The sequence below is a fragment of the Pseudomonas sp. RIT357 genome (assembly GCF_000632245.1).
Taxonomy (GTDB): domain Bacteria; phylum Pseudomonadota; class Gammaproteobacteria; order Pseudomonadales; family Pseudomonadaceae; genus Aquipseudomonas; species Aquipseudomonas sivasensis.
This window is the reverse complement of record NZ_JFYX01000002.1, coordinates 246,813-273,355: the sequence shown is the minus strand read 5'-3', so window position 1 is coordinate 273,355 and position 26,543 is coordinate 246,813. Positions and strand designations below refer to the sequence as shown.

Here is a 26,543-nt window from a genome sequence, read left to right as displayed (position 1 = left end):
CTTTTGCAGAGGGCTAAACGGCTGATTTCACTTCACTTTCCCTCGCCCATAAAAAAAGGACCCCGAAGGGTCCTTTTTTTCAGCATAAGCCAAGGGTAATTAAACGCCCGAAGCCTTGGCTGCTGCTACGTCTTTGATGGACAGCTTGATGCGGCCGCGGTTGTCCACGTCCAGCACCAGCACTTCCACTTCCTGACCTTCTTTCAGAATGTCGGTCACTTTCTCAACACGAGCGTCGCTCAACATGGAGATGTGAACCAGACCGTCTTTGCCCGGCAGGATGTTGACGAATGCGCCGAAGTCGACGATGCGCTCAACCTTACCGACGTAGATCTTGCCGATCTCGGCCTCAGCTGTGATACCCAGAACGCGCTGACGTGCTGCCTCAGCCGCTTCCTTGGTTTCGCCAAAGATCTTGATCGAACCGTCGTCTTCGATATCGATCGAAGCCTTGGTTTCTTCGCAGATCGCACGGATGGTCGCGCCACCTTTACCGATAACATCACGGATTTTGTCGGTGTCGATTTTCATCGCGATCATGGTCGGAGCATTTTCCGACAGCTCGGTGCGAGACTGACCAATGATCTGGTTCATCTGGCCGAGGATGTTCAGGCGCGCTTCCAGGGCTTGGCCCAGAGCGATCTCCATGATTTCTTCGGTGATGCCTTTGATCTTGATGTCCATCTGCAGCGCGGTAACACCTTTAGCGGTACCGGCTACTTTGAAGTCCATGTCGCCCAAGTGGTCTTCGTCACCCAGGATGTCGGTCAGGATGGCGAACTTCTCGCCTTCTTTAACCAGACCCATGGCGATACCGGCAACCGGTGCCTTCATCGGCACACCAGCGTCCATCAGTGCCAGGGAAGCACCACAAACGGAAGCCATGGAGCTGGAACCGTTGGACTCGGTGATTTCCGACACAACACGGATGGTGTAAGGGAACACGTCAGCAGCAGGCAGCATGGCCTGAACCGAACGACGCGCCAAACGGCCGTGACCGATTTCGCGACGACCAGCGCCGCCCATACGACCACACTCGCCCACCGAGAACGGAGGGAAGTTGTAGTGCAGCATGAACGGGTCTTTTTTCTCGCCTTCCAGGGTGTCCAGCAGTTGTGCGTCACGGGCAGTACCCAGGGTCGCGACTACCAGAGCCTGAGTTTCGCCACGGGTGAACAATGCCGAACCGTGAGTTTTCGGCAGAACACCAACTTCGATATTCAGCGGACGCACAGTGCGAGTGTCGCGACCGTCGATACGTGGCTTGCCGTTAACGATGTTCTCGCGAACGGTGCGGTATTCGATTTCACCGAATGCAGCTTTGACTTCGCTGGAAGATGGCTGACCTTCTTCGCCCGAAAGCTTGGCAACAACCTGGTCCTTCAGCTCGCCCAGGCGAGCGTAACGGTCGGCCTTGACGGTGATGGTGTAGGCGTCGGAAATGGCGGCGCCGAACTCGGAGCGGATAGCGCCCAGCAGTTCGGTAGCTTCGGCTTGCGGAGCCCAGGCCCAAGTAGGCTTGGCGGCTTCAGCAGCCAGTTCTTTAACGGCGTTGATCACAACCTGGAATTCGTCGTGAGCAAACAGTACAGCACCCAGCATCTGGTCTTCGGTCAGCTCTTTAGCTTCCGATTCAACCATCAATACGGCTTCCGAAGTACCGGCAACGACCATGTCAAGGCTCGATGCTTTCAGTTGCTCGTAAGTTGGGTTGAGCAGGTAGCCGGTGCTCTCGTGGAAAGCAACGCGGGCAGCGCCGATAGGGCCATCGAAAGGAATGCCGGAGATAGCCAGGGCAGCCGAAGTACCGATCATCGCAGCGACGTCCGGATCGGTTTTCTTGCTGGTGGAAACGACGGTGCAAACAACCTGCACTTCGTTCATGAAGCCTTCTGGGAACAGCGGACGGATCGGACGGTCGATCAGTCGGGAAGTCAGGGTTTCTTTCTCGGAAGGACGGCCTTCACGCTTGAAGAAACCGCCAGGGATCTTACCGGCAGCGTAAGTCTTTTCCTGGTAGTGAACAGAAAGAGGGAAGAAGCCTTTGCTCGGGTCAGCGGTCTTGGCGCCAACAACGGTCACCAATACGGTGACGTCGTCATCAACGGTAACCAGCACTGCGCCGGAGGCTTGACGGGCGATACGGCCTGTCTCAAGGGTAACGGTCGACTGACCGAACTGGAATTTTTTGATAACCGGGTTCACGGTGTCCTACCTTCTTTGTGGCTCTTGGGGAACTTGTTTTCTTACGAAATTCTTGGGCAATGTCGGGAATCGGCCCAACCCTTGTCCAGGGGGTAAAACGTGTATCCAGATAAAACTTGAGGCTGGGAGCCTACCATGGGCCAGCGGGAATCCCACTGACACACGGCAGACAACCAACCTCTAGCGCAATCGCTTATTAGCGACGCAGACCCAGGCGACCGATCAGAGTCTGATAACGACCCAGATCCTTGCCTTTCAGGTAATCCAGCAGCTTACGACGCTGGTTTACCATGCGGATCAGACCACGACGGGAGTGGTGATCTTTACCGTTGGCCTTGAAGTGACCTTGCAGCTTGTTGATGTTGTGGGTCAGCAGTGCAACTTGCACTTCTGGCGAACCAGTGTCACCAACAGCTTGCTGATAGTCAGCAACGATTTGTGCTTTTTCTTGAACGTCGAGAGCCATGAGGCAATCCTTTTTTCAGGAAACCACCCAAAGGGCAGTCTCAACAGGCCAGGGACAAATCCCTGTATCTAAAAATGAGTGTTGACCGTGCCTGTTAACAGCCACACTCGTTCGGTCATTCTGACCGAATCAGTCTACGTGGCGCGATGCGCCCGTCTTCGCTCACTTCACCGATACCGATAAAGCGACCGTTATGATCCTGTACTCGCACCATGCCGAACTTAGGGGCATCCGGGGCACGTACCGGCTGGCCGTTAAGCCAGTAGAACGCGCTGTGCTCCGAGAAGTGCAGCAATGGCCAATCCAGCAAACCACTGTCCGATGGCATCAGGAAGCGATCAACCGCTTCATTGCCGCCTTCGGCGTGTACCGCTTCCAACTCTTCCAGCGTAACCGTCTGGGCCAGGCTGAAAGGTCCGGCCTGAGTGCGTCGCAGTTCTGCTACGTACGCGCCGCAACCGAGCTGTTCACCAATATCTTCCACCAGGGTACGGATATAGGTGCCTTTGCTGCAGTCCACGGCCAGTCGTGCGGTTTCACCCTCACAAGCGAGCAATTCCAAGCGCGCAATAGTAACAGAACGCGGTTCACGCTCCACTACTTCGCCGGCACGTGCCAGCTTGTAAAGTGGCTGCCCGTCACGCTTGAGAGCCGAGTACATCGGCGGTATCTGACTGATTTGCCCACGAAAAGCGGGCAAAGCGGCTTCGATATCAGCACGACCAACGGTCACGTCGCGAACCTGTAAAACATCACCTTCAGCATCCGCCGTGGTGGTGGTCTTGCCCAGTTGCATCAGGGTTTCGTAACCCTTATCGGAATCAAGCAGGTATTGCGAGAACTTGGTCGCTTCGCCAAAGCACAGCGGCAGTACGCCAGTGGCCAGTGGGTCGAGGCTACCGGTATGCCCGGCCTTCTCGGCATTGAGCAGCCAGCGGACCTTCTGCAACGCCGCATTGGACGTAAAGCCAATGGGCTTATCAAGCAGAATGATGCCGCTGACGTTGCGACGGATACGTTTGACCTGAGCCACCGCTTACTCCTTGGCGTCTTCAGGTGTGGACGGATGCTGGCTGTCTTCAGCCACGGCGCGCTCGATCAATGCCGACAAGTGCGCGCCACGCACGACGCTTTCGTCGTAGTGGAAGTGCAACTGCGGAACACTGCGCAGCTTCATTTCGCGGGCCAACTGCATGCGCAGGAAGCCGGCAGCCGAGTTGAGCACTTTGATGCTTTGTGCGATTTCTTCGCTGTTGTCCTGGCCCATCACGGTGATGAAAATCTTGGCGTGACCCACGTCACGGCTCACTTCAACAGCGGTGATGGTGACCAGGCCAACGCGTGGGTCTTTGACTTCGCGACGGATCAGTTGGGCCAGCTCGCGCTGCATTTGATCGCCGATACGTTGGGTACGGCTGTATTCTTTTGCCATGTCTTGTTACCTGTTACTGCCACACGGTGAAACCCATGGGGTCTGAAAGCGGCAAACGCCCGGCCTGACAAAAGCCAGACCGGGCGTTGCGTTTAGAGTCCGTACGCTGCGCGAGGCATTTGCATGCCCACACGCGGCGTGGCTCCGGAAGTGCGCGAGTTAGAGGCTGCGAGCAACCTGAACCTTCTCGTAGACTTCGATCTTGTCGCCAGCCTTGACGTCGTTGTAGCTCTTGACGCCAATACCGCATTCCATGCCGGCACGTACTTCAGAAGCGTCATCCTTGAAGCGGCGCAGGGATTCCAGCTCGCCTTCGAAGATAACGATGTCTTCACGCAGTACACGGATTGGACGGTTACGGTACACAGTGCCTTCGACAACCATGCAACCGGCGATCGCGCCGAATTTCGGCGAACGGAACACGTCACGTACCTCGGCGATACCCAGGATATTCTCCCGAACGTCACTGCCAAGCATGCCGGTAAGGGCTTTCTTGACGTCTTCGATGATGTCGTAGATGACGTTGTAGTAACGCATGTCCAGGCCTTCCTGCTCGACGATCTTCCGTGCGCCAGCATCAGCACGCACGTTGAAACCGAACAGTACAGCGTTGGAAGCCAGTGCCAGGTTGGCGTCGGATTCGGTGATACCACCGACACCGCCACCGACAACACGCACTTGCACTTCATCGTTACCCAGGCCATTCAAGGCGCCGTTCAACGCTTCGAGAGAACCACGAACGTCAGATTTAAGGACGATATTAAGCGTCTTCTTCTCTGCCTGGCCCATGTTCTCGAAGATGTTTTCCAGCTTGCCAGCGTGAGCGCGAGCCAGTTTGACTTCACGGAACTTGCCTTGACGGAACAGAGCCACTTCACGGGCTTTCTTCTCGTCGGACAGCACGCTCATCTCGTCGCCAGCGTCCGGGGTACCATCCAGGCCGAGGATCTCGACAGGGATGGAAGGACCCGCTTCTTTGATTGGCTTGCCGTTCTCGTCGAGCATGGCACGTACACGGCCATAGTTCGAACCGACCAGCACCATATCGCCTTGGCGCAGGGTACCGTCTTGAACCAGCACGGTCGCAACCGGGCCACGACCTTTGTCGAGACGCGATTCAACCACAACGCCACGACCTGGGGCCGATGGAGTTGCTTTCAGTTCGAGTACTTCAGCTTGCAGCAGGACCGCTTCGAGCAGTTCGTCCACGCCAGTACCGACTTTCGCCGAAACCGAAACGAATGGCGTATCACCGCCCCACTCTTCAGAGGTCACACCGTGAACCGACAGTTCGCTGCGGATGCGATCGAGATCGGCGCCCGGCTTGTCGATCTTGTTCACGGCAACAACCAGAGGAACACCAGCGGCTTTTGCGTGCTGGACAGCTTCAATGGTCTGCGGCATCACGCCGTCGTCCGCTGCAACAACCAGGATCACGATGTCAGTCGCCTTAGCACCACGGGCACGCATTGCGGTAAACGCGGCGTGACCTGGGGTGTCGAGGAAGGTGACCATGCCGCGCTCGGTTTCAACGTGGTACGCACCGATGTGCTGAGTGATACCACCGGCTTCGCCAGCAGCTACCTTGGCACGACGAATGTAGTCGAGTAGCGAAGTCTTACCATGGTCAACGTGACCCATTACGGTCACGACTGGCGCACGGGAGAACGTCTCACCTTCAAACTTCAGGGATTCTGCCAGGGAATCTTCCAGGGCGGTGTCGCTGACCAGGGTCACTTTGTGGCCCAGTTCTTCGGCTACCAGTTGAGCAGTTTCCTGATCAAGCACCTGGTTGATGGTCGCTGGAGTACCCAGTTTGAACATGAACTTGATGATTTCAGCAGCCTTGACCGACATCTGATTGGCAAGATCGCCAACAGTGATGGTCTCGCCAATCTGCACATCACGCACGACAGGACCGGTTGGGCTCTGGAAACCGTGGGCGTTGCGCTTCTTCAGCTTGGCCTTGCCGCGACCACCGCGACGGAAGCCATCGCTTTCTTCGTCGGTAGTACGTGGAGCAACGCGTGGAGCAGGCGCTTTCTCTTTGACCGAAGCACGATGCGGAGCGTTTTTGCGCTCGCCATCGCCACCACCACCGCGACGATTGTTATCGTCGGCACGTGGTTTGTCCGGACGACGAGGTTCCTCACGCTTACGGGCATCAGCAGCAGGTGCTGGTGCAGCGGCAACCGGAGCGGCCTCGCGCACAGCTTCCACAGGAGCGCTAGGCGCGGCGACCGCATCAGCCGAAGCAGTTTGCGCAGCAGCAGGCTGGCGACGCGCTTCTTCTTCGGCGCGACGCTTGGATTCTTCTTCAGCCTTCTGACGAGCAGCATTATCTACTGCGCGACGTTCATCCAGTTCACGCTTGCGCTCGGCTTCAATTTCTTCCGGGCTGCGCTGTACGAAGACTTTCTTCTTGCGTACTTCAACGCTGATGCTCTTGCTACCAGCAACACGCAGGGTGCTGGTGGTTTTGCGCTGCAATGTAATCTTGCGCGGTTCTTCCACTTTCGCCTTGTGGCTGCTCTTCAAGTGAGTCAGCAAAGACTGCTTCTCACTATCGCTCACACCTTCATCGGCGGCGGTGTGCGGCAGACCTGCCTCACGCATCTGCTGCAACAGGCGCTCTACCGGTGTTTTGACCTCATCGGCCAGTTGTTTCACCGTGACTTGCGTCATGCACTTCTCTCCTCAGGCCGCGCCTAATTACTCGAACCAATGGGCTCGGGCGGCCATGATCAACTTGCCGGCACGATCATCGTCAATGCCGTCGATGTCGAGCAGATCGTCAATAGACTGCTCGGCCAGGTCTTCGCGGGTAATTACGCCGCGCACCGCCAGTTCCATCGCCAAATCCTTGTCCATACCCTCAAGCGAGAGTAGGTCTTCGGCCGGATGGGCGTCTGCCAGCTTTTCCTCAGTAGCGATGGCTTTAGTCAACAAACGATCCTTGGCCCGAGCGCGAAGCTCGTTGACGGTGTCTTCGTCAAAGCCGTCGATGTTGAGCATTTCTTCCAACGGTACGTAGGCAATCTCTTCCAGGCTGGTGAAGCCTTCATCTACCAGCACCTGTGCCAGGTCTTCGTCGACTTCCAACTCGTCAATGAAGTTGCGCAGGATGTCACCGGTTTCAGCTTGCTGCTTAGCCTGGATGTCCGATTCGGTCATCACGTTCAGGGTCCAGCCGGTCAATTGGCTGGCCAGACGCACGTTCTGACCACCACGACCAATGGCCTGAGCCAGATTGTCTGCGCCAACGGCGATGTCCATTGCATGGGCATCTTCGTCAACGATAATTGCCGCCACTTCAGCAGGCGACATGGCGTTGATCACGAACTGCGCCGGGTTATCGTCCCACAGGACGATGTCCACACGCTCACCGCCCAATTCGCCCGACACTGCCTGGACGCGCGAACCGCGCATACCGATGCAAGCGCCTTGCGGGTCGATGCGTTTGTCCTTGGAACGGACCGCGATCTTGGCGCGCGAACCCGGGTCGCGGGACGCAGCCATGACTTCGATCAGGCCTTCGGCGATTTCCGGCACTTCGATACGGAACAGCTCGATCAGCATTTCCGGCGCGGTACGCGACAGGATCAACTGAGGGCCACGGTTCTCGGTGCGGATTTCCTTGAGCAGCGCACGCAAACGCACGCCGACACGGAAGGTTTCGCGAGAGATGATGTCTTCGCGGGCCAGCAACGCTTCGGCGTTGTTGCCCAGATCGACGATCACATTGTCGCGGGTAACTTTTTTCACAGTGCCGGAGATAATTTCTCCCAGCCGCTCGCGATAGGCGTCAACGACTTGAGCGCGCTCGGCTTCACGAACCTTCTGCACGATGACCTGCTTGGCGGTCTGTGCAGCAATGCGGCCGAACTCGATGGACTCGATCTTTTCTTCGACGACATCACCAACCTGGGCGCCTGGGTGCGTTTCGGCAACCTTGCTTGGCCAGGTTTCGATGGCCGGATCATCAAGATCGGCTTCTTCGACGACCGTCCAGCGACGGAAAGTCTCATAGGCACCGGTGTGGCGGTTAATTTCCACACGCAGATCAACTTCGTCTTCAAAACGCTTTTTGGTAGCAGTGGCCAGAGCCAACTCCAGCGCTTCAAAAATCACGTTTGCCGGTACGCCCTTTTCATTGGATACCGACTCAACAACCAGCAGTACTTCTTTGCTCATCGTACGCCTCGCCTTTCGCAAGCCATTGGATCCGCGGGATCCGCGTCTCAGTCAAAACTGGGAATAATGTTGGCCTTGTCGATCATATCGATCGGCAACAGGAACTCATGGTCTTCTACCTGCACCACGACATCCTGTTCTTCTACACCGCGCAGAAGGCCCTGAAAGTTGCGTCGTCCTTCAAAAGGAGATCGCAGCTTGATCTTCACTTGTTCACCGGCAAATTTTGCAAACTGATCAATAGTGAACAGTGGGCGTTCCATGCCTGGCGAGGAAACTTCGAGGGTGTATTCAACGGAAATTGGATCTTCAACATCCAGCACACCGCTGATCTGACGGCTGACAATGGCACAATCGTCCACCAGCACACCGCCCTCTTTATCGATATAAACGCGCAACATTGAGTGGCGACCTTGAGCCGAAAACTCAACACCCCAGCATTCATAGCCTAGGGCCACGACCACCGGGGCCAACAAGGCCTGCAACTCTTCTAGCTTGCTCGACACCTGAACCCCCTCGTGCATGTATGTGCATGCTGTGCAAAATAAAAAAATGGGCGAAACGCCCATCCTTGAAACGCCGTCGAACAGCGGCGTTGAAAGTGTCCAGCTAACAAAAAGCCCCTTAAAAGGGGCTCCGCTAAAACTGGTTGCGGGGGCCGGATTTGAACCGACGACCTTCGGGTTATGAGCCCGACGAGCTACCAGACTGCTCCACCCCGCGACAAAGCTGGGGCGGAAGTATACGACCGATCCCTTACAGGGTCAATGTAACCTTCCACCTACAAGAAAGCCCGCAACAGCGGGCTCTCCTGATAATTGGTACCGAGAAGGGGACTCGAACCCCTACACCCTATGGGCACAACCACCTCAAGGTTGCGTGTCTACCAATTCCACCACCTCGGCAATACAGCGCTTACAACCCTTCTTACTTCTGCTCTTGAGCTGGAGGTACGTCAGTCGCTGGAGTAGCCGACTTTTGCTCTTGAAGCACCGGGACATCATCAGAAGCCGGTTTTGCTTTTGGTACTTCCAACACTGCTGGGTTTGGCAAACCTACTTGAGTCAGCACATGAGCTTTCTCTTTAGCAAAGTAACCTAACCCTAAGCTGGTTATGAAGAAACCGGCGGCAAGTATAGCAGTAAACTTACTAAGAAAGGTAGAGGAACCTTGGCTTCCGAATACAGTATTTGAAGCACCTGCACCAAAAGACGCACCAGCATCCGCACCTTTACCCTGTTGCAACAAAACCAGGGCAACTACGCCCAGGGCTGCCAACAGATGAAAAACGACTACGACTGTTTCCAGCATTTTTTCAGTTTCCCGCGGCGCGACAAATCGCACCGAACTCATCTGCATTCAGGGAAGCTCCACCAATGAGCCCCCCATCGATATCCGGCATGCCGAACAGTTCGACCGCATTGGCCGCCTTCACGCTGCCGCCGTATAGAAGCCGCACACCTTGTGCGATTTCAGAATTCTCTGCCGCTAACTGCGCACGGATGGCTGCGTGCACATCCTGCGCCTGTTGCGGTGTAGCAGTCAGCCCGGTGCCAATGGCCCAGACCGGCTCGTAAGCAATTACCGCCTTTGCGAAAGCACCAACACCCAGCTCCTCGATGATGCTGCCAAGCTGACGCGAGACAACCTCAAGAGTCTTGCCAGATTCACGCTGCTCAAGGGTCTCCCCAATACACAGCACCGGAATCAAGCCACAAGCCTGTGCAGCTGCGAACTTGCGATTGAGTGTTCCATCACGCTCGCCCATCATCTGACGGCGCTCGGAGTGCCCAACAAGCACATAGGAACAACCCGCATCAACCAGCTGACTCGGTGCAATCTCACCGGTCAACGCACCTTGCATGGCTTCCACCGCAGAATTCTGCGAGCCGACCTGAATCGACTTACCTTTCAAGCCATCAACCACTTGGGTGATATGCAAGCAAGGCGGGAACACCGCGATGTCAACACCGCTAGGCAAGGCCAAGTGACGAAGGCCATTGATCAGCTCAGCGACACTGGCGCGGGTACCGTGCATCTTCCAGTTACCAGCTACCATAGTGCGACGCATGCTGTACCTCGTCGGTCAAAGTGGGCGCAGATGTTACCCAACCACATCATCACTGGCAAGCCGAATTCAGGCGCAAACTTCAGTTACCAGTTTTGCCAGGTCTTCGGCGTGGCCGCGAACCTGTATTTCATCGTCACCTTCGACCATAACGCGCACCAAAGGCTCTGTGCCGGACTTACGTAGCAATACCCGTCCACGACCAGCCATTGCCAGGGTCGCGCGCTCGCAAGCCTCTTTGACAGCAGGGTGGTCGATCGGGTTTTCTCCACCTGCGAAACGCACGTTAAGCAATACTTGCGGGCATTTGCGCAAAGCCTGACGAGCCTGAGCCAGGCTCTCTTCGCGGCGACGCAAAGCCAATAGCACCTGCAACGCAGCAATAATCGCGTCACCGGTGGTGGTGTGCTGGAAGCACACCACGTGCCCGGAGTTCTCACCACCTACCTGCCAGTTACGCTCCAGCAGCTCGGCGATCACATATCGGTCACCGACATTGGCGCGAACAAAAGGAATACCCAGGTCTGCCAACGCAAGCTCAAGCCCAAGATTGCTCATCAGCGTACCGACGACACCGCCTTGCAGCTTGTTGCGCTCATGCAGGTCGCGGGCAATGATAAACAACAGATCATCGCCATCGACCACGGCACCCGTGTGGTCAACCATCAGCACGCGGTCGCCGTCACCGTCGAAGGCAATACCGAGGTCGGCATGCTCGGCCAGGACAGCAGCTTGCAGCTGCTCCATATGGGTCGAGCCGCAGTTCTCGTTGATGTTCAGTCCGTTGGGCTGAGCCGACAGCACAGTCACGTCTGCGCCCAGCTCCTTAAATACGCTTGGCGCGACTTTGTAGGTCGCACCATGGGCGCAGTCGACGACAACCTTCAGGCCGGCAAAGTTGGTACTGGTTGGCACACTGCTCTTGCAGAACTCGATATAACGACCGGATGCGTCATTGATCCGCGACACCTTGCCCAGCTTGCTGGACTCGACCACGGTCATCGGCGCATCCAACAGCTCTTCGATCATCAACTCAATCTCGTCCGGCAATTTGGTGCCCTGCCCCGAGAAAAACTTGATGCCATTGTCGTCATGAGGGTTGTGCGAGGCGCTGATCACAATACCTGCTTCAGCGTGAAACGTACGCGTCAGGTAAGCGATCGCCGGAGTCGGCATCGGGCCCAGCAACATCACATCAGCACCTGCGGCGGACAAGCCAGCCTCTAGCGCAGACTCAAACATGTACCCGGAAATCCGGGTGTCCTTGCCCACCAGGATGCGGCATGCGCCCATGCTGCGGAACGCCATGCCTGCCGCCCAACCCAGCTTGAGCATGAAATCTGGAGTAATCGGAAACTCGCCGACCCGACCACGGATCCCGTCGGTGCCAAAGTATTTTTTTGTCATAAGTGCTCCATCATTCTTATTCGGCAGATTCTACAGCGGCAATCATGCGCACCACATCCACGGTTTCTGCAACGTCATGCACACGCAAGATGCGTGCGCCTTTGGTCACTGCAAGTGCCGCCAGTGCGAGGCCACCATACAACCGCTCACCCACCGGACGGCTCAATGCCAGCCCTATCATGCTCTTGCGCGATACACCGACCAACAGGGGCCGACCAAGGGCATGCAAGGACTCCATGTGTTTGAACAAACTTAAATTGTGTTGCAGGGTCTTGGCGAAACCAAACCCCGGATCAAGGATGATCCTTTCCGGCGCAATACCTACCGCAGCGCATTGGGCAACGCGTTCTGAGAGAAAACCACTCACCTCACCAACCAGGTCATCATAGTGCGGACTGTCCTGCATATTGCCGGGCTCACCCAGCATATGCATCAAACACACCGGCAAACCGGTAGCCGCAGCTGCATCCAGAGCGCCGTCGCGCTGCAGGGACCGCACATCGTTGATCAAGCCGGCACCTAATCGCGCAGTCTCACGCATCACGGCCGGGGTGGAAGTATCAACCGAAATAATCACATCCAACTCTCGAGCGATGCGCTCGACAATCGGCGCCACGCGCTCCAACTCTTCCAGAGGAGAAACAACGCGAGCACCAGGCCGAGTTGATTCACCACCGACATCAATCAAGGTCGCGCCGGCCGCCACCATGGCTTCTGCGTGACGCAGTGCAGCATCAAGTTGGCTGAAGCGGCCACCATCGGAAAAGGAGTCAGGGGTTACATTAAGAATGCCCATAACATGTGTATGGGCCAAATCAAGAACCCGGTTGCCGCAAGGCAACCGGGGGGAGGACGAAGCAAAAGTCATTTCAAACCTTAGTGGTCAGCTGCCGGGCCACCGATTGGGGTTTCAGGGCGCTCGTTCTGAACCACAGGCGGGGTGCCCGAAGTACCCGAACCACCTTCCCAATCACGAGGCTCACGAGGTGCACGACCGGCCATAATGTCGTCGATCTGGTCTGCATCGATGGTCTCGTACTTCATCAATGCATCAGCCATTGCATCGAGCTTGTCGCGATTATCGGTCAGGATTTGTTTGGCCGTGCCATAGCACTGGTCAATGATACTGCGCACCTCGGAGTCAATCAGCTTGGCTGTCTCACCGGAGAAACTGGCGTTTTGACCACCGCCGCCACGACCCAGGAATACTTCACCTTCTTCCTCGGCGTACATCAAAGGACCGAGCTTTTCCGACAAGCCCCACTTGGTCACCATGTTTCGCGCAATCTGACTGGCGCGCATGATGTCGTTGGAAGCCCCAGTGGTCACGCCGTCGAAGCCCAATGTCATCTCTTCAGCGATTCGACCGCCGTACAGAGAGCAGATCTGACTGATCAACGCACGCTTGGAGAGACTGTAACGATCCTCTTCCGGCAGGAACATGGTGACACCCAAGGCGCGACCACGAGGAATGATCGACACTTTGTAGACTGGATCATGCTCAGGCACGACACGCCCCACAATGGCGTGACCCGCTTCGTGATAAGCAGTGTTCTGCTTCTCTTTTTCGGACATGACCATGGATTTGCGCTCAGCGCCCATCATGATCTTATCTTTCGCCAGTTCGAACTCTTTCATTTCAACAATGCGCTTGCCGGTACGGGCTGCAAACAGCGAAGCCTCGTTCACCAGGTTGGCCAAGTCAGCACCGGAGAAGCCTGGAGTACCACGGGCAATCACAGCCGGAGCTACGTCGTCACCCATTGGGACTTTGCGCATGTGCACTTTCAGAATCTGTTCACGACCACGAATGTCCGGCAGACCAACCACAACCTGACGGTCGAAGCGACCCGGACGAAGCAGTGCAGGGTCAAGCACGTCTGGACGGTTGGTTGCGGCTATCACGATAATGCCGTCATTCATCTCAAAACCATCCATCTCGACCAGCAGCTGGTTGAGAGTCTGCTCACGCTCATCGTGGCCACCACCCATGCCGGCCCCACGATGGCGACCAACGGCGTCGATTTCATCGATAAAGATGATGCATGGCGCGTGCTTCTTGGCCTGTTCAAACATATCGCGAACGCGGCTGGCGCCGACACCAACGAACATTTCAACGAAGTCAGAACCGGAAATCGTGAAGAACGGCACCTTGGCTTCGCCAGCAATCGCCTTGGCCAGCAAGGTTTTACCGGTACCTGGAGGGCCGACCATCAGCACGCCGCGAGGAATACGACCACCAAGGCGCTGAAATTTGCCTGGATCGCGCAAGAACTCCACCAACTCGCCGACTTCTTCCTTCGCCTCATCGCAACCTGCTACGTCAGCCAGGGTGGTCTTCACCTGATCCTCAGAGAGCAGGCGCGCCTTGCTCTTGCCGAAGCTCATCGGCCCGCCCTTGCCCCCCGCACCGCCCTGCATCTGGCGCATGAAGAACATGAACACGGCAATGATCACCAGGATCGGGAAGCTTGCCACCAGGAGTTGAGTCCAAATGCTCTGCTGCTCAGGCTGCTTGCCTTCGACAACCACGTGGTTATCCACCAGGTCACCGATCAGACCGTTGTCCTGGATTGCCGGACGAATGGTCTTGAAGCTATCGCCATCGTTGCGTTTGCCGGTGATCACGTAGCCATCAACCGCTACGCGCTCGACCTTGCCATCCTTAACTTGCTGGATGAAGTCGGAATAGTTGAGGGTCTGCGGCTCGTTAGGACTGGAGAAGTTGTTCATCACCGTCACGAGGACAGCCGCGATGATCAACCACAGGATCAGATTCTTTGCCATATCGTTCAATTAACTACCCTCTGAAGCAAGCTCCGCTACTGGCGCGCGCTTCGCATGATATTCACCGGCCTAACTTACTACATTACCTACAACTCTGGCAGGCGCCGTCTGTAACCCTTTGTGAAACTTTGACTACATAATATTCGTAAAGCTTCGTGACGAAAGCGACATAAAAAAACCTATCGCCCTCCTCGAATAAATCAAAAACGCTCTTCGCTCGCCGCACCTTCAACCCCGCGGAACCCGCGGCACAACAGATATTGCTCGCGAGACCGGTCACGGGAAGAGTCCGGCTTTCGCGTCTGCACCTTGTCGAACAGCTTGCGAATGTTCTTGTGATACTCGTCAAAACCTTCGCCCTGGAAGACTTTCACAAGGAAATCACCGCCCGGACGCAACACCCGGCCCGCCAAATCCAGTGCCAATTCACAGAGGAACATGGCCCGCGGCATATCGACGGCCGGTAATCCACTCATATTGGGGGCCATGTCGGAAATCACAAGGTCTACCTGCGAATTTCCCACGGCCTCCAGAATCTCGGCCAATACCGAGTCCTGGGTGAAGTCGCCGTGCACAAAGGTCACATCCGGGATGCTGTCCATCTCAAGGATGTCGGACGCGATCAATCTTCCCTGGCCACCAATCAGACGACTGGTCACTTGAGACCAGCCACCCGGCGCCGCGCCAAGATCAATCACGCTCATGCCCGGACGAATCAATTTGTCCTTGTCCTGAATCTCCAGGAGCTTGTAACTGGCCCGCGAACGGTAGCCGTCCTTCTGCGCCTTTTTGACGTAAGGATCGTTGAAATGCTCTTGCAGCCACTTAAGGCTAGTTTTGGAACGGGCCACGGGCCACCTCGAAAATAAAACGGGTCGTGATTAACTGGGCGGTCCCGGACTCGCTCGGGTAAACTGGCCGCCGCTTTTTACAAGATCAGACGCAGGGGTCAGATTATGCCGCTCACTCAAGAGCAGAAGAAACAGTACAAATCCATTGGCCACCATCTGAAACCAGTTCTGATTGTGGCAGACAACGGTTTGACTGAGGGTGTGTTAGCCGAACTTGAACGCGCATTGGGCGATCACGAACTGATCAAGATCAAGGTCAACATCCTTGACCGCGAAGCGCGCCTGGCCGCCATTGCAGAACTGTGCAAGGTTGGCAAAGCGGACCTGGTTCAGGTCATCGGCAAGATGGCGCTGCTGTATCGCAAGAACTTCAGCGTCAACAAGCAACTGTCGAACGTTCATCGCTTCAAATGACACAAGGGTCACGGGCGTGCTTTGCGCGCCCTGCCACTCCATCCTGGCGCGGGCTGTACTACCAACACCAAGCCGGAGAACCCTAGCACAAGATAGCTGAATAGCTGCCAGCGCAACGCTTCCGGCAGCCACACATGCACGATGCAATACATTGCACACGCATACAGCGCCATCAACAGCAGTTGGCCGCGAATATCCCGCCACAAACTCACAAACCCCTCAGCCTTGACCAGCACCAATGCCTGAAGGGTCACGCACGCCGCTGCAAAACCCACCAGCAACGCACTCAGTAATCCATCGATCTCATCGATCAACAGCGGAGCCAGGCCAATAAGGCCCAGCACCGGGAGTACACCAATGTGCAGCAACCACAGGCCACCCACCCAAAGCATCTGGGAGAGCTGCCAAAGCATGGCGCCCGCACGAAGCGGGCGCCGCCTTTCAGACGTGACGAACTTCAACAATCTCGTACTCGATCACGCCACCAGGTGTTTTTACAGCGACCACATCACCCTCTTCCTTGGCAATCAAGGCGCGGGCCAGCGGCGAACCGACAGAGATCTTGCCGAGTTTGAAATCAGCTTCGTCTTCGCCAACGATGTGATAGACCACGCTTTCGTCCGTCTCGACGTTAGCGATTTCCACGGTCGTGCCGAAAATCACCTTGCCGGTTTTCGGAATGGTCGTGACATCGATGATGACCGCATTCTGCATGCGCCCTTCGATGTCACGGATCCGCGCCTCGACCATACCTTGCTGCTCGCGAGCAGCGTGGTATTCAGCGTTTTCCTTCAAGTCACCCAGCTCGCGGGCCGTACCGATGTCCTGGCTCAACTTAGGACGTACGACCTTGGTCAGATGGGCGTGCTCCTCTTCCAGGGCCTTTGCGCCCTGGACGGTCATTGGGTATTTGATCATGCCTTCAATCCTGCGTGTAGATCCTGCAAGCGGCGCACGGTCTTTTCCGGACCGAACTTGAGCGCTTCACAGATAGCTTCGCCAGCAGCAATGGTGGTGGTGCAGTAGATCTTGTGCTGCAAGGCATTACGGCGAATAGAGTAGGAATCCGCGATCGACTGACGACCTTCGGTGGTGTTGATGATCAGAGTAACTTCGTCATTCTTGATCATGTCGACCACGTGCGGACGGCCTTCCGTCACCTTGTTTACGCGTCGCACCTTCAGGCCTGCCGCTTCGATCAGCTTGGCGGTACCTGCTGTGGCAACTACTTCAAAGCCCAAGCTGATCAGATCACGGGCAACGCCCGCAACCAGTGGTTTGTCGTCATCACGCACACTGATAAACGCAGTTCCGCCGGTCGGTAGCACTTCACTGGCGCCCATCTGAGCTTTGGCAAATGCTTCACCGAAGGTATCGCCCACGCCCATCACTTCACCGGTGGACTTCATCTCTGGGCCCAGGATTGGGTCCACACCAGGGAATTTGGCGAATGGGAACACCGCCTCTTTCACGCTATAGAAGTTCGGAATGATTTCCTTGGTGAAGCCGATTTCCTTCAGGGTCTTACCAGCCATCACACGGGCAGCGATCATGGCCAGGGACACACCGATGCACTTGGATACAAACGGTACGGTACGCGAAGCACGTGGGTTAACCTCAATGACGTAGATGTCTTCGCCTTGCAGCGCCAACTGAACGTTCATCAGGCCGACAACACCCAACTCAAGGGCCATTTTCTTGACCTGCTCGCGCATCTCATCTTGGATGTGCAGCGGCAACGAATATGGCGGCAGCGAGCATGCGGAGTCACCGGAGTGAACGCCTGCCTGCTCGATGTGCTGCATGATCGCGCCGATCACCACGTCGGTGCCGTCACAAACCGCATCCACGTCCATTTCGATGGCGCAGTTGAGGAAGTGGTCCAGCAGCACCGGGCTGTCATTGGACACTTTCACCGCATCACGCAAGTAACGCTTGAGCTCGTCCTCTTCGTAGACGATTTCCATCGCCCGACCGCCCAACACATAGGAAGGACGCACCACCAACGGATAGCCGATCTTGCTGGCTGCACGGATGGCTTCATCTTCGCTGCGCACGGTAGCGTTTGGCGGCTGACGCAGGTTAAGGCGCTCAACCATTTGCTGGAAGCGTTCACGGTCTTCAGCGCGGTCGATAGCGTCCGGGCTGGTACCGATAATCGGCACTCCAGCAGCCTCAAGCGCACGCGCCAGTTTAAGCGGGGTTTGGCCGCCATACTGCACGATCACGCCTTTCGGCTTCTCAACGCGCACGATTTCCAGCACGTCTTCCAGTGTCACTGGCTCGAAGTACAGCCGATCAGAGGTGTCGTAGTCGGTGGAAACAGTTTCCGGGTTGCAGTTGACCATGATGGTCTCGTACCCGTCGGCGCGCAGAGCGAGCGCAGCGTGCACACAGCAGTAGTCGAACTCGATGCCTTGGCCGATACGGTTAGGACCGCCGCCCAGGATCATGATCTTGTCACGACCCGACGGCGCAGCCTCGCACTCTTCCTCGTAGGTGGAGTAAAGGTACGCGGTATCGGTGGAGAACTCGGCCGCACAGGTATCAACGCGCTTGTAGACCGGGAAGATGTCCAACTTATGGCGATGCGTGCGCAGGTTCTTCTCGGTCACACCCAGCAGTTTGGCCAGGCGCTGATCGGAGAAGCCTTTGCGCTTGAGGCGGAACATCATGTCGCGGTCGATGCTAGCCAGCCCCAGGGTCTTGACCTTCTCTTCTTCCTTGATCAGATCTTCGATCTGTACCAAGAACCATGGGTCGATCATGTTCATGCCGAAGATGTCTTCGACAGTCATACCGGCACGGAAGGCGTCAGCGACGTACCAGATACGCTCGGCGCCCGGCACAGTCAGCTCACGCTTGAGCACGCTCATGCTTTCCGGGTTGCTCAGGTCGAGCTTCTCGTCGAGGCCGCAAACCCCCACTTCCAGACCACGCAGAGCTTTCTGCAACGACTCCTGGAACGTACGGCCGATGGCCATAACTTCGCCGACCGACTTCATCTGAGTGGTCAGACGCGCGTCAGCCTTGGCGAATTTCTCAAAGGCAAAACGTGGAAGCTTGGTCACTACGTAGTCGATGGACGGTTCGAAGGACGCAGGGGTCTTGCCGCCGGTGATGTCGTTCGACAACTCGTCCAGGGTGTAACCCACAGCCAGCTTGGCCGCGACCTTCGCAATCGGGAAGCCGGTAGCTTTAGAGGCAAGGGCCGACGAACGGGAAACACGCGGGTTCATCTCGATCACGACCATACGACCGGTGTCCGGGCAGATGCCGAACTGGACGTTGGAACCGCCGGTTTCCACACCGATCTCACGCAATACCGCCAGGGAGGCATTACGCAGGATCTGATATTCCTTGTCCGTCAGGGTTTGTGCAGGAGCAACAGTGATCGAGTCACCGGTGTGCACGCCCATCGGATCGAAGTTTTCGATGGAGCAGACGATGATGCAGTTGTCCTTCTTATCGCGGACAACCTCCATCTCATATTCTTTCCAGCCGATCAGGGATTCGTCGATCAGCAGCTCTTTGGTCGGAGACAGGTCCAGACCACGGGCGCAGATTTCTTCGAACTCTTCACGGTTGTAGGCGATGCCGCCACCGGTGCCGCCCATGGTAAAGGACGGACGAATGATGCACGGGAAACCGAGGGTTTCCAGAACCGCATAGGCCTCTTCCATACTGTGGGCGATGCCGGAACGCGGGCACGCCAGGCCGATGGATTTCATGGCCTTGTCGAAACGCGAACGGTCTTCAGCCTTGTCGATGGTGTCGGCATTGGCGCCGATCATCTCTACGCCGAATTTTTCCAGGACGCCTTCGCGCTCCAGGTCCAGGGCACAGTTCAGAGCGGTCTGGCCACCCATGGTTGGCAACAGGGCGTCCGGACGCTCCTTCTCGATGATCTTGGCAACGGTTTGCCATTTGATCGGCTCGATGTAGGTAGCGTCAGCCATGTCCGGGTCGGTCATGATCGTGGCCGGGTTGGAGTTCACCAGGATGACGCGGTAGCCCTCTTCGCGCAGGGCCTTGCAAGCCTGGGCGCCGGAGTAGTCGAATTCGCAAGCCTGGCCGATTACGATCGGGCCAGCGCCGAGAATCAGGATGCTTTTTATGTCTGTACGTTTTGGCATGGGTTTGTCACTCAAATCCGCAGGTCAATCGGCAAGCCGTCTTGAACAATCTTTGAAGAACCTGCGGGGGCCACCGGGTTTCGGGGCCGCCCGCAGGCCGCTCAGTCAGCGTCGCTTGGCCATCTCATTAATGAAACGGTCGAACAGCGGCGCTACGTCGTTCGGGCCCGGGCTGGCTTCAGGGTGGCCCTGGAAGCTGAACGCGCTTTTGTCGGTACGTTCGATGCCTTGAAGGGAACCGTCGAACAGCGACTTGTGAATTGCCCGGACGTTGCCCGGCAAGGTCGCTTCATCCACCGCAAACCCGTGGTTCTGACTGGTGATCATCACAACGCCTGTATCCAAGTCCTGCACAGGGTGGTTGGCACCGTGATGGCCATGACCCATTTTCAGAGTCTTGGCACCGGAGGCCAACGCCAACAGCTGGTGGCCTAGGCAGATACCGAATACCGGAATCTCTGTTTCCAGCACTTCCTTGATGGCCTGGATGGCATAGTCGCAAGGCTCCGGGTCACCCGGGCCGTTTGACAAGAACACACCGTCCGGTTGCAGGGCCAGAACATCGCTGGCCGGGGTTTGCGCAGGAACAACGGTCACGCGGCAACCGCGCTCAACCAGCATGCGCAGGATGTTGTATTTAACGCCGTAGTCGTAAGCGACCACGTGATAAGGCAGGTCAGCCGCGTCGATGGTCTCGTGGCTATCGGTCTTCAAGTCCCAGACCGTAGAGCGCCACTCGTACTGCTCCTTGGTGCTGACGACTTTCGCCAGGTCCATGCCTTTCAGGCCTGGGAAGCCTTGCGCCGCGGCAATCGCCGCTTCTTCGGAAATATTGTCACCGACCATGATGCAGCCATTCTGCGAGCCTTTTTCACGCAGGATGCGTGTGAGGCGACGCGTATCGATACCGGCGATCGCCACAACGTTATTGGCTTTCAGGTAATCCGACAGCGACATCGTGTTACGCCAGTTGCTCGCAACCAGTGGCAGGTCACGAATGACCAGGCCGGCCGACCATACACGATCAGACTCGACGTCTTCCGGTGTGGTACCGGTATTGCCGATGTGCGGATAGGTCAGGGTAACGATTTGCTGGGCGTAGGAAGGATCGGTAAGGATTTCCTGATAGCCGGTCATGGCGGTGTTAAACACCACCTCTCCAACGGTTTGACCGTCGGCTCCAATGGCTTCGCCGCGAAAAATGCTGCCATCAGCAAGGGCGAGTATGGCTGGCTTAGTCAAGAAGACCTCCCGTAAATAAAGCCTGAAAGGGCGATCGCAGGTTGTAAAAAAGCGGAGTGACGTATGGACACGTCACCCCGCTTCTTCACTGAATTATTCTGCGCGCTTTTAGTGGACACACTAAAGCTGTAGCTTACAGAAAAAGGCTTTTTTGGTCCACCGCTAATGAGCCTTAAAGGCAGGAGAATGCGACAGGACGTCGCTTAGCGGGTAAAAACGGGGCCTTAGGATAATCCTGAGACCCCGTTTTAGCTACTGATTAGTGAAGATCCAGTACATCGCGCATGTCGTACAGGCCTGCTTCACGACCTTCCAACCAGAGCGCAGCACGCACCGCCCCCTTGGCGAATGTCATGCGACTGGAAGCCTTGTGTGTGATCTCCAGGCGCTCGCCCTCGGTAGCGAACAGCACGGTGTGGTCACCCACAACATCACCACCGCGAACGGTCGCAAAGCCAATGGTGTCACGCGCTCGCGCACCGGTATGACCTTCACGACCGTAAACGGCCACTTTAGACAGGTCACGCCCCAGCGCATCAGCAATAGCTTCGCCCATGCGTAGCGCTGTGCCCGACGGCGCATCGATCTTGTGACGGTGATGCGTTTCGATAATCTCGATATCCGCCTCATCACCCAACACGCGCGCCGCCATATCCAGCAACTTGAGCGACAGGTTCACGCCAACACTGAAGTTGGCAGCGAAGACGACAGGAATATCCTTGCCCGCCTCCACCAGCAACTGCTTCTGCTCGGCAGTCAAACCCGTGGTACCGATCACCATCGCCTTGCCCGCCTTACGGCAGAATGCGAGATTTTTCAGCATCACTTCCGGCAGCGTGAAATCGATCAGCACGTCGAATTCGTCAGCCACCTGCTCCAGGTTGCCGGACAACGACACACCGATACGCCCCAGCGAAGCCAACTCACCCGCATCCGCACCAATCAACGTGCTGCCAGGGCGAACAATCGCCGCCGTCAGCCCAGAGGCAGGCGAACGCTGCTGCACTGCTTCGACCAGCGTCTTGCCCATGCGCCCGGCAGCGCCCATTACGGCTATACGTCGCATACTCACTTCCTTACAGGTCGCCGAAGAAGCGCTTCACGCCTTCGAAGAAGCCAGTGGTTTTCGGCGAATGGGTGTCATCGCCCTCCAACGAACTGCGGAACTCTTCAAGCAGTTCACGCTGACGGCGCCCCAGATTGACGGGAGTTTCCACCGCCACACGACACATCAGGTCGCCAGCACCGCCACCGCGCACCGGCGCTACGCCCTTGCCACGGATGCGGAACTGTTTACCGGTCTGCGTCCCCTCAGGAATCTTGAGCTTGACTCGACCATCAAGGGTCGGAATCTCCAACTCGCCACCCAAGGCCGCATCGACAAAGCTGATCGGCACTTCGCAGAACAGGTGCTTACCATCGCGCTGGAAGATCGAGTGCTCGCGCACATTGATCACCACGTACAAGTCACCCGTTGGTCCACCCTGCGTCCCGGCCTCGCCCTCGCCAGAAAGGCGAATACGATCACCAGTATCAACACCAGCCGGCACTTTCACCGAGAGGGTCTTGTACTCTTCGACGCGGCCCTCACCGTGGCACGAATCACACGGATCGGAAATGATCTTGCCTTGGCCATGGCAGCGCGGGCAGGTCTGCTGCACCGAGAAGAAGCCCTGCTGCATACGAACCTGGCCGATACCGCCGCAGGTTGGGCAGGTAATCGGCGAAGAGCCTTTCTTAGCCCCCGAACCATCGCACGGCTTGCAGTTAACCAACGTCGGTACGCGAATATTGACGCTGGTGCCGCGCACGGCCTCTTCCAGATTCAGTTCCAGGGTGTAACGCAAGTCGCTACCACGCTGGGCGCCACCACGCTGACCACCCCGGCCACCGCCAAAGAAGTCACTGAATACGTCACCGAAAATATCGGAGAAGTTCTGACCACCAAAACCAGCACCGCCGCCCCCCATACTTGGGTCGACACCCGCATGACCATATTGGTCGTAGGCTGCACGCTTGTTGGGATCAGACAGACATTCGTAGGCCTCGTTGGCCTCTTTGAACATTTCTTCGGATTCTTTGCTATCCGGATTACGGTCCGGGTGGTGCTTCATCGCCAAGCGACGGTAAGCCTTTTTCAGGTCCGCCTCGCTGGAGCCGCGCTCCACACCCAATACTTCGTAATAGTCACGCTTTGCCATAAGTCTTTGCACTCTTAAGGACGTTCAGCCAGACCCTCCTGAGCCCGACTAAACTCGTTGAGCCCCAATACAGGCCCGGACCCAACTCACGTCAATTCAACGATCCTGGTCATTACTACTTTTTAGCCAGGGACCCGGCCAAAAACGCGGTATTTATTGATCGGAAAGCAGGAGCATCCCCGATCACACCGCCAGCATCCGAACGTTGTCGCATGCTGTAAAAATTCACATACCCCAGACACGCCAACGCGGGAGCAAGCTCCCGCGCGGCGACATCCTACCAGTCACCGCTTGATAGCGGTCAACCGGGCGACCAACTTACTTGGTCTCTTTAACTTCTTCGAACTCAGCATCGACAACGTCGTCGTGCTTGGCTTCAGGCTCTGCCTGTTGCGCAGCAGCGTCAGCGGGCTGACCTTGTTCGGCGTACATCTTCTGAGCAACTGGCGCGGAGACTTTCGACAGCTCCTCAACCTTGGCATCGATAGCAGCCTTGTCGTCACCTTTTACAGCGGCTTCCAGCGCAACCACAGCGGCTTCAATTGCGGCCTTCTCTTCAGCGGTCACTTTCTCGCCAGCATCAGCGATCATTTTGCGCGTCGAGTGAACCAGTGCGTCACCCTGGTTACGAGCACCAGCCAGTTCTGCGAACTTGGCATCCGCATCAGCATTGGCTTCAGCATCACGAATCATCTGTTGAATTTCTTCATCAGACAGACCGGAGTTGGCCTTGATGGTGATCTTCTGCTCTTTACCGGTAGCCTTGTCTTTCGCGCCGACGTGCAGAATGCCATTGGCGTCGATGTCGAAGGTCACTTCAATTTGTGGCACGCCACGTGGTGCTGGTGGAATCTCAGCCAGATCGAACTTGCCCAAGGACTTGTTCTGAGCAGCCTGTTTACGCTCACCCTGCAGCACGTGAATGGTCACAGCACCCTGGTTGTCATCGGCAGTCGAGAACACTTGGGATTTCTTGGTAGGAATCGTAGTGTTTTTTTCGATCAGCGCAGTCATCACGCCACCCATGGTTTCGATACCGAGGGTCAGCGGGCTTACGTCCAGCAGCAACACGTCTTTCACGTCACCGGCCAATACCGCGCCCTGGATGGCAGCACCCATGGCAACCGCTTCGTCCGGGTTTACGTCTTTACGTGCTTCTTTGCCGAAGAACTCGGTAACCAACTTCTGAACCAGTGGCATACGGGTCTGACCGCCCACCAGGATTACATCGTTGATAGCACCAACGTCGATACCGGAGTCCTTCAGAGCGATGCGGCAAGGCTCGATAGTGCGCTGAACCAGGTCTTCAACCAGCGCTTCCAACTTGGCGCGAGAGATCTTCACGTTCAAGTGCTTAGGACCGGTAGCGTCTGCCGTGATGTACGGCAGGTTAACGTCGGTCGACTGAGCGGAAGACAGCTCAATCTTGGCTTTTTCAGCGGCCTCTTTCAGGCGCTGCATCGCCAGCGGGTCACCTTTGAGGTTCATGCCACTTTCTTTCTTGAATTCGTCAACGAGGTAGTCGATCAGACGAATGTCAAAGTCCTCACCACCCAGGAAGGTGTCGCCGTTAGTAGCCAACACTTCGAACTGGTGTTCGCCATCCACTTCAGCAATTTCGATTACGGAGACGTCAAAGGTACCGCCACCCAGATCATAAACGATCACAGTGTGGTCGCCTTTGGCCTTGTCCATACCGTAAGCCAGAGCAGCTGCGGTTGGTTCGTTGATGATACGTTTTACGTCCAGACCCGCGATGCGGCCGGCGTCTTTGGTCGCCTGGCGCTGGCTGTCGTTGAAGTAGGCCGGAACGGTGATCACCGCTTCAGTCACTGTCTCACCCAGGTAGTCTTCGGCAGTCTTCTTCATCTTTTTCAAGATTTCAGCCGAGATCTGTGGCGGCGACATTTTCTGGCCGTTTACTTCAACCCAAGCGTCACCGTTGTCAGCCTTGGCGATTTTGTACGGAACCATCTTGATGTCTTTCTGTACGACTTCTTCGTCGAACTTACGACCGATCAGACGCTTTACCGCGTACAGCGTGTTATGCGGGTTAGTCACTGCCTGACGCTTGGCCGACTGACCAACCAGGATTTCACCGTCGTTGGCGTAAGCAATGATCGACGGCGTGGTACGCGCGCCTTCGGCGTTTTCGATTACTTTTGCTACGCCGTTTTCCAGCACAGAGACGCAGGAGTTGGTGGTCCCCAGGTCAATACCGATAATTTTGCCCATGATTTACTCTCCCGAAACTTGAATTTGGTTGCCGCAGCAGTGGTGGCTAACTGCGGTAGCACTTAAACGCTTGACTTATAGATGGGGGCCTTGCGGCGGATTTCAAGCCTGCTCATCAATAGAAGGTGCAACCGGTGCAGGAGCCTTGCTCACCACTACCATTGCCGGACGCAGCAGACGGCCGTTGAGCTGATAACCCTTCTGGAACACTTTCAACACACTATTAGGTTCCAGATCATGGCTTTCCTGCATGGCCATAGCCTGGTGATGCTCAGCATTGAACGGTTCGCCGCCTTGCGGATCGATGGCTTCAAGCTGATAACGCTTCAGAGTGTCCTGAAACATTTTCAAGGTCAGCTCAATACCTTCGCGCATCGGGCGGATGTTTTCGTCATCCGGATTAGACAATTCAAGACCACGCTCCAGGCTGTCGATGATCGGCAGCAAGTCATTGGCGAATTTTTCCAGCGCGAATTTGTGAGCCTTTTCTACATCCTGCTCGGCACGGCGGCGGACGTTCTGCAGATCGGCGGCAACACGCAACGACTGATCCTGCGCAGCGGCCAACTGCTCTTCGAGCACTTGCACACGAGTTGCCAGTTCATCACCGGCAGCCGAATTGGCGTCTGGAGTTTGCGTATCCTGCGTCTGTTCGTCAGCCATAGATTTCTCCTTTCAAAATCATGCGCGAACTCAACTCGCGCTTCTGTTCCGGTATATGGGGCCACAATTTCCAGGTTCAAGGGCGCAGGCGTTACCAAAAGTCTTTCGCCTGCCACAGATCAATTCCCGCACCACCATTCTTCTTTGCGCTAAAAAACCTGCTCGACCGAGCAAATCGAGCTAAGCATCAGGATTGTCAGCCCCAAACAAAACACTGTATAAATAACCAGACCTAAAGCCTG

The 26,543-nt window shown here is 56.4% G+C and carries 22 protein-coding genes and 2 tRNA genes; 1 reads left to right on the top strand and 23 read right to left on the bottom strand.

The genetic code is table 11. The annotated features are described in order from the left end of the window. Positions 1-99: 99 nt before the first annotated feature. The 15 genes from pnp to rlmE form a co-directional block, all read right to left on the bottom strand. Positions 100-2,205 carry a polyribonucleotide nucleotidyltransferase gene (gene pnp, locus BW43_RS23040; RefSeq protein ID WP_032884722.1) on the bottom strand — a complete coding sequence of 702 codons (2,106 nt, stop codon included), beginning with the start codon at positions 2,203-2,205 and terminating at the stop codon, positions 100-102. Between the two features lie 196 nt (positions 2,206-2,401). Then, positions 2,402-2,671 carry a 30S ribosomal protein S15 gene (rpsO, locus tag BW43_RS23045; RefSeq protein ID WP_003177875.1) on the bottom strand — a complete coding sequence of 90 codons (270 nt, stop codon included), beginning with the start codon at positions 2,669-2,671 and terminating at the stop codon, positions 2,402-2,404. Positions 2,672-2,786: 115 nt separating this feature from the next. Beyond that, positions 2,787-3,704, bottom strand: coding sequence for a tRNA pseudouridine(55) synthase TruB (gene truB, locus BW43_RS23050; RefSeq protein ID WP_032884721.1), 918 nt, complete (start codon positions 3,702-3,704; stop codon positions 2,787-2,789). Positions 3,705-3,707: 3 nt separating this feature from the next. Beyond that, on the bottom strand, positions 3,708-4,103 hold the full coding sequence (gene rbfA, locus BW43_RS23055) for a 30S ribosome-binding factor RbfA (RefSeq protein WP_003176137.1): 396 nt from the start codon (positions 4,101-4,103) through the stop codon (positions 3,708-3,710). A 159-nt stretch (positions 4,104-4,262) separates the two neighbouring features. Next, positions 4,263-6,788 (bottom strand): translation initiation factor IF-2, encoded by a 2,526-nt coding sequence (infB, locus tag BW43_RS23060; RefSeq protein ID WP_032884720.1) that lies wholly within the window; start codon positions 6,786-6,788, stop codon positions 4,263-4,265. Positions 6,789-6,815: 27 nt separating this feature from the next. Beyond that, positions 6,816-8,297, bottom strand: a complete 1,482-nt coding sequence (gene nusA, locus BW43_RS23065; RefSeq protein ID WP_003212187.1) for a transcription termination factor NusA — start codon at positions 8,295-8,297, stop codon at positions 6,816-6,818. A 47-nt stretch (positions 8,298-8,344) separates the two neighbouring features. Further along, positions 8,345-8,803, bottom strand: a complete 459-nt coding sequence (gene rimP, locus BW43_RS23070) for a ribosome maturation factor RimP (protein WP_032884784.1) — start codon at positions 8,801-8,803, stop codon at positions 8,345-8,347. A 140-nt stretch (positions 8,804-8,943) separates the two neighbouring features. Next, a tRNA-Met gene (locus BW43_RS23075) sits at positions 8,944-9,020 on the bottom strand. A 96-nt stretch (positions 9,021-9,116) separates the two neighbouring features. Continuing rightward, positions 9,117-9,202, bottom strand: a tRNA-Leu gene (locus tag BW43_RS23080). A 22-nt stretch (positions 9,203-9,224) separates the two neighbouring features. Beyond that, entirely contained in the window at positions 9,225-9,608 is a 384-nt protein-coding gene (gene secG / locus BW43_RS28115; RefSeq protein ID WP_010206600.1) for a preprotein translocase subunit SecG, read from the bottom strand. Positions 9,609-9,612: 4 nt separating this feature from the next. Then, positions 9,613-10,368 (bottom strand): triose-phosphate isomerase, encoded by a 756-nt coding sequence (tpiA, locus tag BW43_RS23085; protein ID WP_032884719.1) that lies wholly within the window; start codon positions 10,366-10,368, stop codon positions 9,613-9,615. A gap of 66 nt (positions 10,369-10,434) precedes the next feature. Then, positions 10,435-11,772 (bottom strand): phosphoglucosamine mutase, encoded by a 1,338-nt coding sequence (glmM, locus tag BW43_RS23090; RefSeq protein ID WP_032884717.1) that lies wholly within the window; start codon positions 11,770-11,772, stop codon positions 10,435-10,437. A 16-nt stretch (positions 11,773-11,788) separates the two neighbouring features. Continuing rightward, entirely contained in the window at positions 11,789-12,640 is an 852-nt protein-coding gene (folP, locus tag BW43_RS23095; RefSeq protein WP_032884716.1) for a dihydropteroate synthase, read from the bottom strand. Positions 12,641-12,648: 8 nt separating this feature from the next. Next, on the bottom strand, positions 12,649-14,559 hold the full coding sequence (gene ftsH, locus BW43_RS23100) for an ATP-dependent zinc metalloprotease FtsH (RefSeq protein ID WP_027605365.1): 1,911 nt from the start codon (positions 14,557-14,559) through the stop codon (positions 12,649-12,651). A gap of 200 nt (positions 14,560-14,759) precedes the next feature. Beyond that, positions 14,760-15,410: a 23S rRNA (uridine(2552)-2'-O)-methyltransferase RlmE gene (rlmE, locus tag BW43_RS23105; RefSeq protein WP_003235041.1), complete on the bottom strand. Its 651-nt coding sequence runs from the start codon at positions 15,408-15,410 to the stop codon at positions 14,760-14,762. 105 nt (positions 15,411-15,515) lie between these two features. Between rlmE and BW43_RS23110 the strand changes: the two genes are divergently transcribed. Then, a complete protein-coding gene (locus BW43_RS23110) occupies positions 15,516-15,824 on the top strand; it encodes a YhbY family RNA-binding protein (protein WP_017139256.1) in 309 nt (102 codons plus the stop codon). 8 nt (positions 15,825-15,832) lie between these two features. Here the strand turns inward: BW43_RS23110 and BW43_RS23115 are convergent, their stop codons facing one another. The 8 genes from BW43_RS23115 to grpE form a co-directional block, all read right to left on the bottom strand. After that, entirely contained in the window at positions 15,833-16,237 is a 405-nt protein-coding gene (locus tag BW43_RS23115; RefSeq protein WP_032884715.1) for a hypothetical protein, read from the bottom strand. A 28-nt stretch (positions 16,238-16,265) separates the two neighbouring features. Continuing rightward, positions 16,266-16,742, bottom strand: a complete 477-nt coding sequence (greA, locus tag BW43_RS23120; protein ID WP_032884714.1) for a transcription elongation factor GreA — start codon at positions 16,740-16,742, stop codon at positions 16,266-16,268. Beyond that, positions 16,739-19,960, bottom strand: a complete 3,222-nt coding sequence (gene carB / locus BW43_RS23125; RefSeq protein WP_032884713.1) for a carbamoyl-phosphate synthase large subunit — start codon at positions 19,958-19,960, stop codon at positions 16,739-16,741. The genes greA and carB overlap by 4 nt, the downstream gene beginning before the upstream one ends. Before the next feature lie 105 nt (positions 19,961-20,065). After that, positions 20,066-21,202 carry a glutamine-hydrolyzing carbamoyl-phosphate synthase small subunit gene (carA, locus tag BW43_RS23130; RefSeq protein ID WP_032884712.1) on the bottom strand — a complete coding sequence of 379 codons (1,137 nt, stop codon included), beginning with the start codon at positions 21,200-21,202 and terminating at the stop codon, positions 20,066-20,068. A gap of 259 nt (positions 21,203-21,461) precedes the next feature. Then, the gene (gene dapB / locus BW43_RS23135; RefSeq protein WP_032884711.1) at positions 21,462-22,268 is read right to left on the bottom strand and encodes a 4-hydroxy-tetrahydrodipicolinate reductase; all 807 of its coding nucleotides are present in this window, start codon (positions 22,266-22,268) and stop codon (positions 21,462-21,464) included. A gap of 10 nt (positions 22,269-22,278) precedes the next feature. Further along, complete coding sequence (gene dnaJ, locus BW43_RS23140; RefSeq protein WP_032884710.1) at positions 22,279-23,403, bottom strand: molecular chaperone DnaJ; 1,125 nt, start codon at positions 23,401-23,403, stop codon at positions 22,279-22,281. Between the two features lie 318 nt (positions 23,404-23,721). Next, the gene (gene dnaK / locus BW43_RS23145) at positions 23,722-25,638 is read right to left on the bottom strand and encodes a molecular chaperone DnaK (protein ID WP_032884708.1); all 1,917 of its coding nucleotides are present in this window, start codon (positions 25,636-25,638) and stop codon (positions 23,722-23,724) included. Positions 25,639-25,740: 102 nt separating this feature from the next. After that, positions 25,741-26,301 carry a nucleotide exchange factor GrpE gene (gene grpE / locus BW43_RS23150; RefSeq protein ID WP_017139264.1) on the bottom strand — a complete coding sequence of 187 codons (561 nt, stop codon included), beginning with the start codon at positions 26,299-26,301 and terminating at the stop codon, positions 25,741-25,743. Positions 26,302-26,543 lie beyond the last annotated feature (242 nt).

Coding starts and splice junctions, on each gene's coding strand:
- dnaK (WP_032884708.1), bottom strand. CDS start 25,638: ATGGGCAAAATTATCGGTATTGACCTGGGGACCACCAACTCCTGCGTC.
- carB (WP_032884713.1), bottom strand. CDS start 19,960: ATGCCAAAACGTACAGACATAAAAAGCATCCTGATTCTCGGCGCTGGC.
- glmM (WP_032884717.1), bottom strand. CDS start 11,772: ATGACAAAAAAATACTTTGGCACCGACGGGATCCGTGGTCGGGTCGGC.
- BW43_RS23110 (WP_017139256.1), top strand. CDS start 15,516: ATGCCGCTCACTCAAGAGCAGAAGAAACAGTACAAATCCATTGGCCAC.
- greA (WP_032884714.1), bottom strand. CDS start 16,742: ATGATCAAATACCCAATGACCGTCCAGGGCGCAAAGGCCCTGGAAGAG.
- dnaJ (WP_032884710.1), bottom strand. CDS start 23,403: ATGGCAAAGCGTGACTATTACGAAGTATTGGGTGTGGAGCGCGGCTCC.
- ftsH (WP_027605365.1), bottom strand. CDS start 14,559: ATGGCAAAGAATCTGATCCTGTGGTTGATCATCGCGGCTGTCCTCGTG.
- rbfA (WP_003176137.1), bottom strand. CDS start 4,103: ATGGCAAAAGAATACAGCCGTACCCAACGTATCGGCGATCAAATGCAG.
- folP (WP_032884716.1), bottom strand. CDS start 12,640: ATGACTTTTGCTTCGTCCTCCCCCCGGTTGCCTTGCGGCAACCGGGTT.
- grpE (WP_017139264.1), bottom strand. CDS start 26,301: ATGGCTGACGAACAGACGCAGGATACGCAAACTCCAGACGCCAATTCG.
- BW43_RS23115 (WP_032884715.1), bottom strand. CDS start 16,237: ATGCTTTGGCAGCTCTCCCAGATGCTTTGGGTGGGTGGCCTGTGGTTG.
- infB (WP_032884720.1), bottom strand. CDS start 6,788: ATGACGCAAGTCACGGTGAAACAACTGGCCGATGAGGTCAAAACACCG.
- tpiA (WP_032884719.1), bottom strand. CDS start 10,368: ATGCGTCGCACTATGGTAGCTGGTAACTGGAAGATGCACGGTACCCGC.
- secG (WP_010206600.1), bottom strand. CDS start 9,608: ATGCTGGAAACAGTCGTAGTCGTTTTTCATCTGTTGGCAGCCCTGGGC.
- nusA (WP_003212187.1), bottom strand. CDS start 8,297: ATGAGCAAAGAAGTACTGCTGGTTGTTGAGTCGGTATCCAATGAAAAG.
- dapB (WP_032884711.1), bottom strand. CDS start 22,268: ATGCGACGTATAGCCGTAATGGGCGCTGCCGGGCGCATGGGCAAGACG.
- rpsO (WP_003177875.1), bottom strand. CDS start 2,671: ATGGCTCTCGACGTTCAAGAAAAAGCACAAATCGTTGCTGACTATCAG.